At 63.1% G+C, this 16389-nt stretch carries 19 protein-coding genes; 14 read left to right on the top strand and 5 right to left on the bottom strand.

What is annotated here, in order from left to right; translation table 11 throughout:
• Window positions 1–19: 19 nt before the first annotated feature.
• Window positions 20–796, bottom strand: a complete 777-nt coding sequence (locus NKI96_RS07510) for a VOC family protein (protein ID WP_352803582.1) — start codon at window positions 794–796, stop codon at window positions 20–22.
• A gap of 193 nt (window positions 797–989) precedes the next feature.
• Between NKI96_RS07510 and NKI96_RS07505 the strand changes: the two genes are divergently transcribed.
• The 7 genes from NKI96_RS07505 (at window position 990) to NKI96_RS07475 (ending at window position 6471) form a co-directional block, all read left to right on the top strand.
• Window positions 990–1706, top strand: coding sequence for a gamma-glutamylcyclotransferase (locus tag NKI96_RS07505; protein ID WP_352803580.1), 717 nt, complete (start codon window positions 990–992; stop codon window positions 1704–1706).
• 127 nt (window positions 1707–1833) lie between these two features.
• A complete protein-coding gene (locus tag NKI96_RS07500; protein ID WP_352803579.1) occupies window positions 1834–3183 on the top strand; it encodes an NAD(P)-dependent oxidoreductase in 1350 nt (449 codons plus the stop codon).
• Window positions 3180–3533, top strand: a complete 354-nt coding sequence (locus NKI96_RS07495) for a hypothetical protein (protein WP_352803577.1) — start codon at window positions 3180–3182, stop codon at window positions 3531–3533. The genes NKI96_RS07500 and NKI96_RS07495 overlap by 4 nt, the downstream gene beginning before the upstream one ends.
• Before the next feature lie 59 nt (window positions 3534–3592).
• A complete protein-coding gene (preA, locus tag NKI96_RS07490) occupies window positions 3593–4906 on the top strand; it encodes an NAD-dependent dihydropyrimidine dehydrogenase subunit PreA (RefSeq protein ID WP_023699020.1) in 1314 nt (437 codons plus the stop codon).
• A 109-nt stretch (window positions 4907–5015) separates the two neighbouring features.
• Window positions 5016–5534 carry an RrF2 family transcriptional regulator gene (locus NKI96_RS07485; RefSeq protein WP_352803574.1) on the top strand — a complete coding sequence of 173 codons (519 nt, stop codon included), beginning with the start codon at window positions 5016–5018 and terminating at the stop codon, window positions 5532–5534.
• 31 nt (window positions 5535–5565) lie between these two features.
• Entirely contained in the window at window positions 5566–6024 is a 459-nt protein-coding gene (locus NKI96_RS07480; RefSeq protein WP_023668206.1) for a carboxymuconolactone decarboxylase family protein, read from the top strand.
• Between the two features lie 69 nt (window positions 6025–6093).
• On the top strand, window positions 6094–6471 hold the full coding sequence (locus NKI96_RS07475; RefSeq protein WP_352803572.1) for a DoxX family protein: 378 nt from the start codon (window positions 6094–6096) through the stop codon (window positions 6469–6471).
• Window positions 6472–6473: 2 nt separating this feature from the next.
• Here NKI96_RS07475 and NKI96_RS07470 read toward each other — a convergent pair whose 3' ends face one another.
• Both NKI96_RS07470 and NKI96_RS07465 read right to left on the bottom strand, forming a co-directional pair.
• The gene (locus NKI96_RS07470; protein WP_352803570.1) at window positions 6474–7196 is read right to left on the bottom strand and encodes an SDR family oxidoreductase; all 723 of its coding nucleotides are present in this window, start codon (window positions 7194–7196) and stop codon (window positions 6474–6476) included.
• Window positions 7193–8032 carry an SDR family oxidoreductase gene (locus NKI96_RS07465; RefSeq protein ID WP_352758091.1) on the bottom strand — a complete coding sequence of 280 codons (840 nt, stop codon included), beginning with the start codon at window positions 8030–8032 and terminating at the stop codon, window positions 7193–7195. The genes NKI96_RS07470 and NKI96_RS07465 overlap by 4 nt, the downstream gene beginning before the upstream one ends.
• 100 nt (window positions 8033–8132) lie before the next feature.
• On the opposite strand from NKI96_RS07465, the gene NKI96_RS07460 reads away from it, so the two are divergent.
• The gene (locus NKI96_RS07460) at window positions 8133–9005 is read left to right on the top strand and encodes a helix-turn-helix transcriptional regulator (RefSeq protein ID WP_023729382.1); all 873 of its coding nucleotides are present in this window, start codon (window positions 8133–8135) and stop codon (window positions 9003–9005) included.
• A gap of 9 nt (window positions 9006–9014) precedes the next feature.
• Here the strand turns inward: NKI96_RS07460 and NKI96_RS07455 are convergent, their stop codons facing one another.
• On the bottom strand, window positions 9015–9644 hold the full coding sequence (locus NKI96_RS07455; RefSeq protein ID WP_023697053.1) for a TetR family transcriptional regulator C-terminal domain-containing protein: 630 nt from the start codon (window positions 9642–9644) through the stop codon (window positions 9015–9017).
• Window positions 9645–9899: 255 nt separating this feature from the next.
• Here NKI96_RS07455 and aptA point away from each other — a divergent pair, with 255 nt between their 5' ends.
• The 5 genes from aptA (at window position 9900) to NKI96_RS07430 (ending at window position 14836) form a co-directional block, all read left to right on the top strand.
• Window positions 9900–11228 (top strand): omega-aminotransferase AptA, encoded by a 1329-nt coding sequence (aptA, locus tag NKI96_RS07450; RefSeq protein ID WP_352803567.1) that lies wholly within the window; start codon window positions 9900–9902, stop codon window positions 11226–11228.
• Window positions 11229–11297: 69 nt separating this feature from the next.
• The gene (locus NKI96_RS07445) at window positions 11298–12548 is read left to right on the top strand and encodes a Zn-dependent hydrolase (protein WP_023687995.1); all 1251 of its coding nucleotides are present in this window, start codon (window positions 11298–11300) and stop codon (window positions 12546–12548) included.
• A 62-nt stretch (window positions 12549–12610) separates the two neighbouring features.
• Window positions 12611–14062 carry a dihydropyrimidinase gene (hydA, locus tag NKI96_RS07440; RefSeq protein WP_023712057.1) on the top strand — a complete coding sequence of 484 codons (1452 nt, stop codon included), beginning with the start codon at window positions 12611–12613 and terminating at the stop codon, window positions 14060–14062.
• A complete protein-coding gene (locus NKI96_RS07435) occupies window positions 14059–14436 on the top strand; it encodes a hypothetical protein (protein WP_023668216.1) in 378 nt (125 codons plus the stop codon). Before hydA ends, NKI96_RS07435 begins: the two co-directional genes overlap by 4 nt.
• 16 nt (window positions 14437–14452) lie before the next feature.
• The gene (locus NKI96_RS07430) at window positions 14453–14836 is read left to right on the top strand and encodes a hypothetical protein (protein WP_352803564.1); all 384 of its coding nucleotides are present in this window, start codon (window positions 14453–14455) and stop codon (window positions 14834–14836) included.
• 17 nt (window positions 14837–14853) lie between these two features.
• Here the strand turns inward: NKI96_RS07430 and NKI96_RS07425 are convergent, their stop codons facing one another.
• The gene (locus NKI96_RS07425; protein ID WP_031193071.1) at window positions 14854–15258 is read right to left on the bottom strand and encodes a cupin domain-containing protein; all 405 of its coding nucleotides are present in this window, start codon (window positions 15256–15258) and stop codon (window positions 14854–14856) included.
• Between the two features lie 110 nt (window positions 15259–15368).
• Here NKI96_RS07425 and NKI96_RS07420 point away from each other — a divergent pair, with 110 nt between their 5' ends.
• Window positions 15369–16160 (top strand): ABC transporter ATP-binding protein, encoded by a 792-nt coding sequence (locus tag NKI96_RS07420; protein WP_352803562.1) that lies wholly within the window; start codon window positions 15369–15371, stop codon window positions 16158–16160.
• The last annotated feature ends 229 nt before the right edge of the window (window positions 16161–16389 follow it).

Raw genomic sequence — 16389 nt, 5'->3', positions numbered from 1 at the left:
AGGCGAGTACCGGAGGGGATCAGCGGCCCGGCGCGATCAGCGCGAAATAAGCGCCTTGCGGATCGGTGAACTGGGCAATCCATTGGCCGGTCTGAACCGGCATCGGACCCATGACGATCTTGCCGCCATTGTCGGTGACGCGTTTGGCGGCTGCGTCGATGGCATCGACATTGAAGTAGAACAGCCACACCGGCACCGGCAGCTGTTGTGGCTTGTTCATGATGCCGCCGCCGGATTCAGGGCCGGCCGAGAAGGTCTGATAGATGCCCATCTCGCCGATGTCCATGCTACCGGCATCAGTCCAGCCGAACTGGCTGGAGTAGAAATCGAAGGCCTTCTGGCGGTCGGACGCATAAAGCTCGTGCCAGCCGACATGGCCCGGCGTCGTTGCCGGAAGGACGGGCTGGTGGGGGCCATTGGGCTGCAGGAACATGAAGGCGGCGCCTTGCGGGTCGGCGACGACGGAGAAGCGGCCGACGCCGGGAATGTCGTCGGGTTCGCGGTGAACAGCCCCGCCGGCGGCTTTCAGTGCCTCGGTCGAGGCATCGGTATCGCTGGTGTGGATATAGCCGAACCAGGCCGGCTTCAGACCCGTCCTGGCTGCTTCCTCGGGCAGGGTCATCAGCCCGCCGACGCCACGCCCGACGGAGTTCACCACGATATAGCGCGGCATGCCAGGCGCCTTGTCGAAGGGCTCGGCGCGCCAGCCGACCACGGTGGTGTAGAACGCTTGCGCCGCATCGAGGTCGCTGGTCATCAACTCGTACCAGAAGAAGCGCATTGGGGATCTCGGCATTCTCGGTCTCCTCACCTATGCATCGATCGTCGTCCGATCCATCAAAGGACGTTTTCAGCGACGCGAATCCGACAGCGAAGCGGAGAAAATTCAACGGCTGCGTTGACACATCGTTCCGCACTTCGCCCCACCGGCGGCTTGCACTTGGGGCGGTTTTCGACTTTCCTTGGGGCAAACGAGGGGTAGTAGTTTCATGCGCCTTATGTCGCTCACGCCTGAGCTTGTGTCACTGTGTCATCGCGAAGAGGTCGATCCCGGACCCGACTGCAGTTGGACGCAGCTGAACGATGAGGATTACCGGACATTAGCCTTGCGGCTGTCTGAAGAAGCAGACGAGGGGCCTTTGTGGGTGTTCGCCTATGGCTCGCTGATCTGGAAGCCGGCTTTCGAATCAGTCGAACGCCAGCGCGCCACCGCTTTCGGCTGGCACCGCTCCTTCTGCCTCGACATGGTGCGCTGGCGCGGCAGCGTCGCGCAGCCGGGGCTGATGATGGCGCTCGAACGCGGCGGCCGATGCGACGGCGTCATCTACCGCCTGCCCGACGGCGACAAGCCGCAGCAGATCGAAAGATTGTTGCGGCGCGAGATCGACGACCATGAGAGTGTCAGCTCGGTCCGGTGGGTTCCCGTGCGCACGGAGCAGGGCCGGATACGGGCGCTCGGCTTCTGGGTCGGGGTGACGGGCAGGGGAACCTCGCTCGGGCAGCCGCTGGATCGGGTGGCGAGGGTGCTTGCCAGAGCCTGCGGCCATGTCGGCTCAGGCGCGGAATATCTCTACAACACCGTCAGCCACCTTGAGGAATTCGGCATCCGCGACCGCAATCTGTGGCGGCTGCAGCAACTGGTTGCCAACGAGATCAGGTCGATCCATGGCGGCGCTACGAGCTCTGGCTTTTCGCCCGTGACATAGGCCATAACATGAGTGGTTCGATCATATTATCAGCTAGGCTTTTCAGTAACTTGCGGCGAAAATTGACCAATTGATAAAAAAATAAAACGTGCTAGCCTTCCCCAAAACGAAAACAGGGGAACTGACGATGCCAGAAGGCCAGTTCAAGGACGGCATTGCCGGCGGCCGGCTTGCCGCCGACCAGTACGCCGAGAATTTTTCCGACCTGCATCCGCCGCTCGATCACCACGAAGCGCTGGTCGAATCCGACCGCTGCTATTTCTGCTACGATGCGCCGTGCATGAATGCATGCCCGACCTCGATCGACATTCCGCTGTTCATCCGCCAGATCTCGACCGGCAACCCGATCGGTTCGGCCAAGACGATTTTCGACCAGAACATATTGGGTGGCATGTGCGCCCGCGTCTGCCCTACCGAGACGCTGTGCGAAGAGGTCTGCGTGCGCGAGGTGGCGGAAGGCAAGCCGGTGCAGATCGGCCGCCTGCAACGCTACGCCACCGATGTCGCCATGGCCAAGCACCAGCAGTTTTATTCGCGCGCTGAATCGACCGGCAAGTCGGTCGCCGTGGTCGGCGCCGGTCCGGCCGGCCTAGCCGCGGCGCACCGGCTCGCCCGCCATGGCCACGAGGTGACCATACTGGAAGCCCGCCCGAAGGCCGGCGGCCTCAATGAATATGGCATCGCCGCCTACAAGAGCATCGACAATTTCGCCCAGGCCGAGGTCGACTATGTCACGGGGATCGGCGGCATCGATATCCAGAACGGCAGGGCGCTCGGCCGCGACTACCGGCTGTCGGACCTGATCCGGAATTACGATGCCGTCTTCCTCGGCATGGGGCTTGGCGGCGTCAATGCGCTGCGCGCCGATGGCGAGGACGCCGGTGGCGTCGTCAATGCAGTGGAGTTCATCGCCGAACTGCGGCAGGCCAGCGATCTCGCGAGCCTGCCGGTCGGCCGGCGCGTCGTCGTCATTGGCGGCGGCATGACGGCGATCGACGCCGCGGTGCAATCGAAGCTGCTCGGCGCCGAGGAGGTGACGATCTGCTACCGGCGCGGCCAGGAACACATGAACGCTTCCGAGTTCGAGCAGGATCTGGCTGCCGCCAACGGCGTCACCATCCGCCATTGGCTGCAGCCGAAGCGGGTGATCGCTGAGGGTGGCAAGGTGTCGGGCATCGAACTCGAATACACCGCGATGAATGGCGACAAGCTCGCCGGCACCGGCGAGCGGCTGACGCTGGCCGCCGACCAGGTGTTCAAGGCGATCGGCCAGAGCTTCGTGCCGGCAGCACTGAATGGCAGCGGCGCTGCGATCGAACTCGAGGCCGGCCGCATCAAGGTCGATGCCGAAGGGCGCACCTCGCTTGCCAATGTCTGGGCCGGCGGCGACTGCATTTTTGGTGGCGACGACCTCACCGTCTCGGCAGTCGCGCAAGGCCGCGACGCGGCGGAGAGCATCAACAGGGCATTGCGATGATAGCGCAGATCCTTGCCGCCGTCATCGGCACCGCGGCAGTGCCGGCGGTTTCAGGGGATTATTGGCTCTATGCGCAATGGTGCGACCAGAAGGGTGAAGAGCGGATGTCGGTCGAAGCGTCCGGCGTCGGCTTCAGCGAGCACACGATCTGCCAATGGACAGCCGGGCCGCCAACTGGCGACCTGGTACAAACGACGGTTTCATGCGCGAGCGTCTATCTCAACGGAGAAGAGACCGTGCGCATGGATGAAAAAATGGTCGGGCTGGAAGCGCGCAAGGGCGATCCGGACCAGATCACGGTAACGGTCGAAGGCGAACCGCCATCGGTTTTTCTTCGATGCGAGGAATGATCCGATAGGCAACGCTTTAAGGTGGCGGTAAGCCCGCCACGGCCAGAGGAGAAAGACCCATGGCAGACATCCGCAACAATTTCGTCGGCATCAAATCGCCCAATCCGTTCTGGCTGGCTTCGGCGCCGCCGACCGACAAGGCCTACAACGTCATCCGCGCCTTCAAGGCGGGCTGGGGCGGCGTCGTGTGGAAGACGCTGGGCGAAGAAGGTCCGCCGGTGGTCAACGTCAACGGCCCGCGCTATGGCGCGATCTGGGGGGCGGACCGGCGCCTGCTCGGCCTCAACAATATCGAGCTGATCACCGACCGCGATTTGCAGGTCAATCTGCGCGAGATCAAGCAGGTCAAGAAGGACTGGCCCGACCGCGCCATCGTCGTCTCGCTGATGGTGCCATGCGTCGAGGAAAGCTGGAAGGCGATCCTGCCGGTGGTCGAGGAGACCGAAGCCGACGGCATCGAACTCAATTTCGGCTGCCCGCACGGCATGTCGGAACGCGGCATGGGCGCGGCTGTCGGCCAGGTGCCTGAATACATCGAAATGGTAGTGCGCTGGTGCAAGGCCAACACCCGCATGCCTGTCATCACCAAGCTGACGCCGAATATCACCGATGTGCGCAAGCCGGCGCGCGCCGCACTCTCCGGCGGAACCGACGCGGTGTCGCTGATCAACACCATCAACTCGATCACCGGCGTCGACCTCGATAGCTTCGCGCCGCAGCCGACCATCGACGGCAAGGGCTCGCATGGCGGCTATTGCGGCCCGGCGGTGAAGCCGATCGCCATGAACATGGTGGCCGAGATCGCCCGCGATCCGGAAACGCGCGGCCTGCCGATCTCCGGCATTGGCGGCATCACCACCTGGCGCGATGCGGCCGAATTCATGGCGCTCGGCGCCGGCAATGTGCAGGTGTGCACGGCGGCGATGACATACGGCTTCAAGATCGTGCAGGAGATGATCGCCGGTCTCGAAAACTGGATGGACGAGAAAGGCCACGCCTCGCTCAACGACATTGTCGGCCGCGCCACGCCCAACGTCACCGACTGGCAGTATCTCAACCTCAATTACATCGCCAAGGCGCATATCGACCAGGACGCCTGCATCAAATGCGGCCGCTGCCACATCGCCTGCGAGGACACTTCGCACCAGGCGATCACCAACATGGTCGACGGCGTCAGGCATTTCGAGGTGATCGAGGCCGAATGCGTCGGCTGCAATCTGTGCGTCAATGTCTGCCCGGTCGAGAACTGCATCACCATGGAGCCGCTGGCCGCCGGCGTGATGGACCAGCGCACCGGCAAGCCGGTGTCGCCGGTCTATGCCAACTGGACGACGCACCCGAACAACCCGATGGCCAAGGTGGCCGCGGAGTAGGGAACGGGTCGAAGAAAAAAGCGGCGCTTTCGAGCGCCGTTTTTCATTTTGCTATTGCAGATAAAAATTATCCACGATATAAGATATCCATGAATCGGAGATCAACATCATGAAGCTGGGCGAGGGCGTTGAAGCGGCCATCCATTGCGCGGCCACACTGGCCAGCGTGGAGGGCAACAGCACGATGCCGGGTGCTGCCTTGGCACAGTCCTTCGGCCTGTCGCCGACCTATCTGCTGAAACATCTGAACCAGCTGACGGCTGCGCGCATCCTGGAATCGGTGCCGGGACCGGCGGGCGGCTACCGGCTGGCGCGTCCGGCCGAGCGCATCACGCTGCTCGATATCGTGCTTGCGGTCGAGGGTCGCGAGCCGGCCTTCCGCTGCGGCGAGATCCGCCAGCGCGGCCCGGTCAAGATCGATGCTTCGGCCTATGTGAAGCCGTGCGGCATCAATGCCGCGATGCTGAAAGCCGAGCGCGCCTATCGCGCGGCCCTCGCGGAAACCCGGTTGTCCGACATCGTGGCTGATTACAAGGCCGAAGGCGATCCGCGATCGTTTGCCGCCAGCTGTGCCTTTGTCGCGCGCCATCAGCGGCCGCAGAAACCCGCTTCGACCAAACAGATTTAATCCCCGCCAAACAGATGTGAAAGGAAAGACGATGAAACAGAGACTGCAATTTTTCGCCAAGGCGCCTGAGATCATGAAAGCCGTGTCGGCGCTCAACAAGGCGGTCGACGAATGCGGGCTTGAAGTGAGCCTGCTGCATTTGATCAAGCTCCGCGCCTCGCAGATCAATGGCTGCTCCTACTGCGTCGAGATGCATAGCCGCGAGGCGAGGCGCGATGGCGAAACCGAGACACGGCTCTATCTGGTTTCGGCCTGGAAGGAATCGCCGCTGTTTTCCGAGCGCGAACGCGCGGCGCTTGCCTGGACCGAGGCAACGACCCTGATCGCCAACAATGGCGTTTCGGACGAACTCTATGCCCGCACGCTCGAGCACTTCTCGGAAGAGGAACTGGTCAAGCTGTCGGTCGCGATCGGCATGATCAACACCTGGAACCGGCTCTGCATCCCGTTCCACGCCATTCACCCGATGCCGGCTGCCAAAGCAGCCTGACCGTCCGGTTTAGTCATGGAGCGCCGCCCGCTCGACGGCGCTCCACCTGTTTTCAAAGGGGAGGATTTCATGCCTGTCGATTTGCCATCGACCCTATTGTTTCTCGGCCGCCTGCTGCTCGGCGGCGCCTTCGTTTTCGCCGGCCTGCGCAATGTTCAGAACGAGGCCTTCCTGACAGGGCTGATGGCCGCGCGCGGCGTGCCGCAGGCGAGATTGGCGTTGTGGGCCGGCATCGTCCTGCAGACCATTGCCGGCGCGCTGGTGATGGCCGGCCTGTGGACCGCGATCGCCAGTGCTGTGCTGGTGCTGTTTCTCATTGTCGCGACGCCGATGTTCCACAATTTCTGGGACCATCAGGGCCCGGACCGGGCGTCGCGCATCAACGGCTTCGTCGGCAACGTCGCACTGGCCGGAGGCTTTCTCACGCTGATCGCGCAGTCGCTGTAAGGTCACGCCGCGTAGCGCAGGCCGCCGTCGCAGGTCAGCACCTGGCCGGTCATGAAGCCGTTGGAGACTAGAAAGGCGATTGCGCCGGCGACGTCTTCGGCGCGGCCGACCCTGCCCACCGGGGTTTTGCCGGCATATTCGCTGAACACCGCCTGCCGCTGGTCTTCGGCCAGGAAATCCCACCACGGCGTGTCGATGACGCCGGGGGCAACGACATTGACGCGCAGCGGCTTCAGTTCGACCGCCAGGATCGGCACCACCGTCAACAGCATGCCGTTGACGGCGGCAATGCCGGCCACGCCGGGCGCCGACAATTGTGCCGACACCGCCGAGATGAAAGTGACCGATCCCGATCTGTTGAGCGTCGGCAAGGCAGCCTGCAGGCAGGACAGCTGCGGCCTGACTTTCTCGTCGACGCCGCCGGCGATGTCTGAGAGATCGAGGGTTTCGAACGGCCCAAGTCCCTTGCCGCCGCTGGCAGCCAGCACGAGGTGATCGAACGGTCCGAGTTCCCCAAAGAAATGGCGGACTTCGTCCGGCTTCGAAGCATCGAAGGCAGCTTTTTCGGCGGCGCCGCCGAGGCTCTTCCAGGCGCTGGTGAGCTTGTCCTGGCTTCGTCCGGTGATGGTCACCTTCATGCCTGGGCCCAGCAGTTTTCGCGCCGTTGCCAGGCCGATGCCGGATGAGCCGCCGATGACGACCGTGTGTTCGATCTTGCCGGTCATGAATGCTGTTCCTTCCATTTTGCGGAGGCTTGGCCGACGAGGTCGAGGCTCAGGGTTCGCAATTGCTGTCTGGCCTTGGCGTCATAGGCTTGTGCGTTGGCGCGGGATTCCTTTTGGCCATCGAAATAGAGGCCACTGCGGCCCTCCAGGGCGGGCGATGTCGCGAGGTTGAGAATGGCGTCGGCGCCGGTCTCGACCGAACTCCATGGCGTCACGCCGGCTTGGCGGACCATGGTGGTGTTCATGTAGCTCGCCGGATGCAGAGCGTTGACGGTGACGCCGCTGCCTTTCAACTCTCCGGCGAGGTCGATGGTGAACAGGATCTGCGCCAGCTTGCTCTGGCAATAGGCGCGCACGCCGGCATAGGAACGGGTCAGCATGACATCGCCGAAATCGATCGCCTGCTGGCCGGCCGAGGCGACGTTGACGATGCGCGCCGGCGAACTCGCCTTGAGCAGCGGCAGCAGTTCCGAGGTCAGCAGGAAACCGGCGAGATAGTTGACGGCAAAGCGCAGTTCGAAGCCGTCGGCGCTGAGCTGTCGCTTGGCGCCGGCCGTGCCGATGCCGGCATTGTTGATGAGGATGTCGAGCCGGTCGGTTTTTGCGCGTACGGCCTCGGCAAGGCGGCGGACCTCGGCTAGCGAGGCGAGGTCGGCGGCGAGGAACTCGGCTTTGCCGCCGGCGGATTCGATTTCTGCGACGGTTGCCTTGCCGCGAGCCGCGTCACGGCCATGCACCAGCACGCGCGCGCCGCCGGCGCCCAGCCTTTGCGCGACGACACGGCCGACGCCGTCGGTCGAACCGGTGATGAGGATTGTCTTGTCTTTCAGATCCATATTCAGAGCCTCCATCTCTTCTGGATGGAAGATGGGGCGCCTGACCCAGCCCAAACAGTTCAAACTTTATCCTGGTATCAATACTGCTATAATAGCTCTCATGGATGCCCCCACGCACTCCGCTGAAGACAGCCGCCGGCGCGAGCTTGGCGCCTTCCTGCGCTCGCGCCGCGAAAGATTGACGCCGTCCGCCACCGGCATCGCGACCGGCCTGCGGAGACGCACGCCAGGCTTGCGTCGCGAGGAAGTGGCGATGATCGCCGGCGTCGGCACCACCTGGTACACATGGCTAGAGCAGGGGCGCGAGGTCAGACCCTCGGTGGAGGTGCTAGCTGCGCTCAGCGAAGCGCTGCGCCTCGACGCCGTTGAAAGGCGGCATCTGTTCATCCTGGCAGGCCGCCAGCAACCGGAGAACCGCGTGGCTGCGCCGGAAAAGGTCGATGGCCCGCTAATGCATATGCTGGAGAGCCTGGTGCTGCAGCCGGCCTATGTCGTCGGGCGGCGCTGGGATGTGCTGGCCTGGAATCCGGCGGCGGTAGCGGTGTTCGGTGATTATGGCCTGCTAGAGGGCGACGCCCGCAACATCGTCCACATGGTGTTCACCAATCCGCATCACCGGCGCCTGCTGGTTGACTGGGAGCAATTGGCGCGCACCGTGCTGGCCTCGTTCCGGGCGGAAAGCGCCCGCTATGTGGGCGATGCGGATTTCGAGCGGCTGATCGTGCTTATGACGCGCTCAAGTCCGGAGTTTCGCGACTGGTGGCCGCAACGCGACGTGGCACGCCGATTGTCGGGGGTGAAACATGTCCGACATCCGAGAGCCGGCGCCATGACGTTCGAGCATATGAGCCTGTCGATCGACGACGGCTCGGACATGAAGCTGATCGTCTACACGCCGCTGGCCGAACAGAATTCGATCGAGAAGCTGCAGAATTTGCTTGAGGCGATGCCGGCGGAGCGCCGCAGCGCCTGACGCCCAAGGTCAGCCCTTCGGCTTCAGCCCATCAATGAACAACTGCTCCAGAAACCGCGCCGCATCCTCGAAGCGGCCGTCGCCGCCGCGATCGGCGCCGAGCACGGCACGGACCTGGACATCGAAATCGGCATAGTGCTGCGTCGTCGCCCAGATCGAAAAGATCAGGTGCCAGGGATCGGTGCGGGCGATTTTTCCCGCGCGCATCCAGCCCTTGATGACGTTGGCCTTCTCGTCGACCAGCGTTTTCAGCTCACCCGCCAGCAGCGGCATGATGCGCGGCGCGCCTTGCAGGATCTCGTTGGCGAACAGCCGGCTTTCCCTGGGAAAATCACGCGCCATTTCGAGCTTGCGCCGGATGTAGCTCCTGAGCTCGGTCAGGGGGTCGCCGATGTCGTCGAGTTCACGTAGCGGCGCCAGCCACGTCGCCAGCAGCCGCTCCATCAGCGTTTCGTGGATGTCTTCCTTGCGGCGGAAATAGTAGAGCAGGTTCGGCTTCGACATCCCCGCGGCCTCGGCGATCTGGTCGATGGTCGAACCGCGAAAGCCGTTGGCGGAGAAGACTTCGAGGGCTGCCTCCAGGATCAGTTCGCGCTTTTCCTGCTGGATGCGGGTGCGGCGAGGGGCTGAGCCTTCCATGGCGCCGCTCACCCCTGCAAGCCTTGGCCGCAGGGTTCATCTGGACCAATTCTCTGGACCAGTTTTTCTCTTACCCGTGGAGCGCACTTCGCAGGCCGCATTTCCGCTAGTAATCCCTTGACCGCCGACAGGGCGGTGCTAACGTTTGTCCAATCGGTCAAAAATTTGCGTAGCATGAAAACGCAGCAAAGACCAAGCTTTGGAAAGACCAAGCGTTAGCCGCACAGAAACAGGTTACAAGGGGAAGTCTTGGTCATGTCCAACCGGCTGAAAGTCACGCCGAACGATCTCAGCGCATTCTGGATGCCGTTCACCGCGAACCGGCAGTTCAAACAGGCGCCACGCATGTTCGTGTCCGCCAAGGACATGCACTACACCACCAGCGACGGCCGCAAGGTGCTCGACGGCACCGCCGGCCTGTGGTGCGTCAATGCTGGCCATTGCCGTCCCAAGATCACGGAAGCGATCCAGCATCAGGCGGCCGAACTCGACTATGCGCCGGCCTTCCAGATGGGACACCCGATCGTGTTCGAACTGGCAAACCGCCTGGTCGATCTCGCGCCCAAGGGCATGGACCATGTCTTCTTCACCAATTCCGGTTCGGAATCGGTCGAAACGGCGCTGAAGATGGCGATCGCCTATCACCGTGTGAAGGGCGAGGGCGCGCGCACCCGCCTGATCGGCCGCGAACGCGGCTATCACGGCGTCAATTTCGGCGGCATCTCGGTCGGCGGCATCGTCACCAACCGCAAGATGTTCGGCACGCTGCTCGGCGGCGTCGACCACATGCCGCACACGCATCTGCCGGAAAAGAACGCCTTCTCCAAGGGCGTGCCGGAATATGGCGCGGAACTCGCCAACGAGCTGGAGCGCATCGTTGCCCTGCATGACGCCTCGACCATCGCCGCCGTCATCGTCGAACCGGTCGCCGGCTCCACCGGCGTCATCCTGCCGCCGAAGGGCTATCTGCAGAAACTGCGCGAGATCTGCACCAAGCACGGCATTTTGCTGATCTTCGACGAGGTCATCACCGGTTTCGGCCGTCTCGGCGCGCCGTTCGCAGCGGATTATTTCGGCGTCACGCCCGACATCATGACCACCGCCAAGGGCGTCTCCAACGGCGTCATCCCGATGGGCGCGGTGTTCGTGAAGAAGGAAATCCACGACGCCTTCATGACCGGCCCCGAGCACATGATCGAGTTCTTCCACGGCTACACCTATTCGGGCAATCCGATTGCGTGCGCCGCGGCACTCGGCACGCTCGACACCTACAAGGAAGAGGGCCTGCTGACCCGCGGCGAGGAACTGGCGCCCTACTGGGAAGATGCGCTGCATTCGCTGAAGGACGAGCCGCATGTCATCGACATCAGGAATATCGGCCTGATCGGCGCGATCGAACTGGCGCCGATCGCCGGCAGCCCGACCAAGCGGGCCTTCTCGGCCTTCGTCAAGGCGTTCGAGCGCGGCGCGCTGATCCGCACCACCGGCGACATCATCGCGCTGTCGCCGCCACTGATCATCACCAAGGGCCAGATCAACGAATTGCTCGACCATGTCAGAGAAGTGCTGAGGGCGATCGACTAATCTATCCAGCCAGTCGGGCGGCGGCGGGAACCGCCGCCCGGTTGGTTATATGAAATGAGAGGACTTTGAATGGCCGCCCCAGGCGAGAATCTGCGAATCAATTCAGACCGTTTGTGGGATTCCATCATGGAGATGGCGAAGATCGGCCCCGGTATTGCCGGCGGCAACAATCGCCAGACCGTGACCGACGAGGACGGCGAGGGACGGCATCTGTTCAAGCGCTGGTGCGAGGCGGCCGGGCTCGAAATGGGGCTCGACGAAATGGGCACCATGTTTGCCCGCCGGGAAGGCGCTGATCCCAGCCTGCCGCCGGTTTATGTCGGCAGCCATCTCGACACGCAGCCGACCGGCGGCAAATATGACGGCGTGCTCGGCGTGCTCGGCGGGCTGGAGATTATTCGCTCGCTTAACGATCTCGGCATCCAGACCAGGCATCCGATCGTCGTTACCAACTGGACCAATGAGGAAGGCTCGCGCTTTGCCCCGGCTATGATGGCGTCCGGCGTGTTCGCCGGTGTGCTCGATCAGGCGGACGTGTATCAGCACACTGATAAACAGGGCAGGAAATTTGGCGAGGAGCTGGAGCGCATTGGCTGGAAGGGAACCGAGAAGGTCGGCGACCGCAAGATCCACGCCTTCTTCGAACTGCATATCGAGCAGGGGCCGATCCTCGAGGACGAAGGCATCGACATTGGCGTCGTCACCCACGGCCAGGGCCTGAAATGGCTGCAGGTAACGCTGACCGGCAAGGAGGCGCATACCGGCTCGACGCCGATGCCCAAGCGCCGTAATGCCGGTCTAGGCATGGCGCGCGTGATCGAGCTGGTGCATGAGATCGCCATGGACTACCAGCCCGACGCCGTCGGCGCGGTCGGCCACATGGAGGTGTTTCCGAACTCGCGCAACATCATTGCGGGACGCACCGTCTTCACCATCGACATCCGTTCGCCCGAGAAGGAAGTGCTGGACGCTATGGATGGGCGCATACGCGAAGGCATCGACACGATCTGTGAGGCGCTCGACATCCAGTACAAGGTCGAGCAGGTCGGCGCTTTCGATCCGGTCACCTTCGATGCCGGCTGCGTCAAGGCGATCCGCGACGCAGCCGAACGGCTCGGCTATTCCCACCGCAACCTCGTCTCCGGCGCCGGCCACGACGCCTGCTGGATCAACCGCGTCGCGCCGACCGCTATGGTGATGTGCCCCTGCGTTGACGGGTTGTCACACAACGAGGCCGAGGAAATCACCAAGGAATGGGCCGGCGCCGGCGCCGACGTGCTGTTCCATGCGGTGGTAGAGACAGCGGGGATCGTGGCGTGAACTAAGATCTGTATTCAAAACGACGCTCACAAGAAGCGCGAAGAGAACAAGGGAACACGACAATGACCAAAGTCATCCGAAACGGCACCATCGTCACCGCCGACCGCACCTGGAAGGCCGATGTGCTGATGCAGCACGGCAAGATCGTCGCCATTGGCTCGAACCTGCATGGCGACCATGAGTTCGACGCCAGCGGCTGTTACGTCATGCCGGGCGGCATCGATCCGCACACCCATCTCGAAATGCCGTTCATGGGCACCTATTCGGCCGACGATTTCGAGTCCGGGACGCGTGCGGCCCTTTCCGGTGGCACCACGATGGTGGTCGATTTCTGCCTGCCGGCGCCGCAGCAATCGCTGCTGGAAGCGTTGCAGATGTGGGACAACAAGACCTCGAAGGCTGCCTGCGACTACTCCTTCCACATGGCGATCACCTGGTGGGGCAAGCAGGTGTTCGACGAGATGGCCACCGTCGTCGACAGAGGCATTACCTCGTTCAAGCATTTCATGGCCTACAAGGGCGCGCTGATGGTGGACGACGACGAGATGTACGCGTCGTTCCAGCGCTGCGCCGATCTCGGCGCGCTGCCGCTCGTTCATGCCGAGAATGGCGACGTGGTTGCGGCGCTGTCGCAAAAGCTGCTCGCTGCCGGCAATAATGGTCCCGAGGGACACGCCTATTCGCGGCCGCCGGAAGTGGAAGGCGAGGCGACCAACCGCGCCATCATGATCGCCGACATGGCCGGCGTGCCGCTCTATGTCGTGCATGTGTCCTGCGAGCAGAGCCACGAAGCGATCCGCCGCGCCCGCCAGAAGGGCATGCGGGTTTTCGGCGAGCCGCTGATCCAGCATTTGACGCTGGACGAGAGCGAGTATTTCGACAAGGATTGGGATCATGCGGCGCGCCGCGTCATGAGCCCGCCCTTCCGCAACAAGCTGCACCAGGATTCGCTGTGGGCCGGCCTGCAGGCGGGATCGCTGCAGGTGGTGGCGACCGACCACTGCGCCTTCACCACCAAGCAGAAGCGCAACGGCCTCGGCGATTTCACCAAGATCCCGAACGGCACCGGCGGGCTCGAAGACCGCTTGCCCGTGCTGTGGACGACGGGCGTCAACACCGGGCGGCTGACGATGAACGAGTTCGTCGCGGTGACTTCGACCAACATCGCCAAGATCCTCAACATGTATCCTAGGAAGGGCGCCATCGTCGAAGGCGCGGACGCCGACATCGTGGTGTGGGACCCCAGCGCCAAGAAGACCATCACCTCGAAGAAGCAGCAATCGGTGATCGACTACAACGTCTTCGAAGGTTTTGAGGTGACCGGCCTGCCGCGCTTCGTCTTTTCGCGCGGCGAATTGTCGGTCGAGGAAGCGGAGGTCAAGGCCAAGCCCGGCCATGGCGAATTCGTCGCCCGCGAGCCGAACGCGGCGGTCAACCGGGCTCTGTCGACCTGGAAGGACATTACCGCGCCGCGCAAGGTGGAACGCACCGGCATTCCGGCGACAGGCGTTTGACGTTGCGGAGCCCGGGGGCGCTCATTTCACTGGTCGTGGCGATGGTGGTCGCTGGTCCGGCAACAGGGGCCGAGAGGCTGGCCGGCTCCTGGGGCAACGATGCCGGCTGTGTCTTTGCAAAGGCCGGTTTTCAGGGCCGGGACGATTATATCGTGCTGACCGCCGAAGGCATCGAGACCTATGGCAGCGGCTGCCGGTTCGCGCAGCAATTGACGTGGGCGCCGGGCACGCAATCGCTTGATGCGACCTGTTCCGCCGAAGGCGAGGCGGGGACGACGGCTGAAACCGTTGTGGTCACCAACAAGGGCGAGGGTGGGTTCTTCGTGACCATTCCCGGTCTTGAAGAAATGGGGCCGTTGCAACCGTGTTCGTGACGTTGGAGCTGGGGGAATGAGCGCGCGCGGTTTGGGGCCGTCTGTTGCGATGATAGTCGTTCTGGCTGCGGGTCAGGCCCTTGCGGCAGGCATCGACCTGACGAAACCCTATGGGGACAAATATGGCTGCATCAACCGCAACGGCCAGGAAGTCGCCGCCGATCGGATGCTGCTTTTGACCGACGAGGCATTGGTCACCGCCGCCAGCGCCTGCACCTTCACGGAGAAGCAAGCTCAGGCTGATGGGTCGCTGGTGGTGACGGCAAGATGCGAGGCGGAAGGCGAAGAGGGACAGGAGCCGGCCAAATTCACCATCAAGCGCAGCGCCAAGAACGCCAAGAAGCTGACGGTCGCCGACGACGACGGCAATGTCATGGGCGAAGTGGCGCGGTGCAAATGACGGCAGTCCCGTCAGCGTCAGGCCACCAGCGCATCCAGTTCCGGCAACAGGACGACGCTTTCCTGTTCATTGGGATCGGTGCGGGCGATGACGGCCGAGGACGGGGCGTTGCTCAGATTGGCCGGCAGATGCGGTACGCCGGCCGGGATGTAGAAGAGGTCGCCGGCCTTGACGACGATGTGGTTCTCGAGCCTGTCGCCATACCATGTGTGGACCTCGCCCGAGAGCACATAGATCGCCGTCTCATGGCTTTCATGCAGATGCGCCTTGGCGCGGGCGCCAGGCGGCAGGGTGAGCAGATGCATGCAGATGCCGGACGAGCCGACCGTCTCGGCTGCAATGCCGGCAAAATAGGTCAATCCCTGCTTGCCTTCATAAGTGCTTTCAGGACGGATAAGGTGACAAGTGGGTTTGGGCGACATCGGCAAGGCTCCGGGCGTCGATTGGGTGGGATTGGACGAGTGGAAAGCAACATCAACGCGAATGCAACGGCATTTCATCCTGGGCGGCTGCGAGAGGCAGGCAGCAAGCGATGACGGGACAATTGCCAGCCGTCGTCTCGGCAAGCAGACTTGGCCTTACCTTTCAGACCAATGACGGTCCGGTAGAGGCGCTCTCCAATGTCGACCTGACCATCGGCAAGGGCGAGTTCGTCTCCTTCATCGGCCCATCGGGCTGCGGCAAGACCACCTTGCTGCGCGTCATCGCCGATCTGGAAAAACCGACATCGGGCACGATCTCGGTCAACGGCATGACGCCGGAACAGGCGCGCGAGAAACGCGCTTATGGCTACGTCTTCCAGGCGGCAGCCCTTTTCCCGTGGCGCACGATCGAGCGTAACGTGGCGCTGCCGCTGGAGATCATCGGCCTTTCGAGAGCGGAGCAGGCCGAGCGCATCAAGCGCACGATGGAGCTCGTCAACCTCTCCGGCTTCGAGAAGAAATACCCCTGGCAGCTTTCCGGCGGCATGCAGCAGCGCGCTTCGATCGCCCGCGCGCTCGCCTTCGACGCCGACCTGTTGCTGATGGACGAGCCCTTCGGCGCGCTGGACGAGATCGTGCGCGATCATCTCAATGAACAGCTTCTGGAATTGTGGGCGCGCACCAACAAGACGATCTGCTTCGTCACCCATTCCATCCCCGAGGCGGTGTATCTGTCGACGCGCATCGTCGTCATGTCGCCGCGCCCAGGTCGGGTTACCGACATCATCGAATCGACGCTGCCAAAGGAGCGGCCACTGGACATCCGCGAGACACCGGAGTTTTTGGCGATCGCGGCCCGCGTGCGCGATGGCTTGAGGGCAGGGCACAGCTATGATGATTGAGGGGGTAGCGAATGAGTGCGGACGTCGCCGCCACGCCTTCGTCATCCTAGGGCGAAGCAAGGAGCGAAGCGACGCGGCGCAGACCCTAGGATCCATACCGTTACCTATACGGTCCGCAACGGTGCAAAACGGTGCACACGCCGCTGCGCCCGCGAAGGCGAACATTCTCAACCGCTTATACCCCTCGGCCAACGTCACGGAATGGATCCTAGGGTCTGCACGACGCTTC

Origin of the sequence: Mesorhizobium sp. M0292 (assembly GCF_040321695.1) — a bacterium.
Lineage (GTDB): Bacteria > Pseudomonadota > Alphaproteobacteria > Rhizobiales > Rhizobiaceae > Mesorhizobium.
Note: the sequence above shows the minus strand (reverse complement) of the source record. Positions and strands in the feature narration are given on the sequence as shown.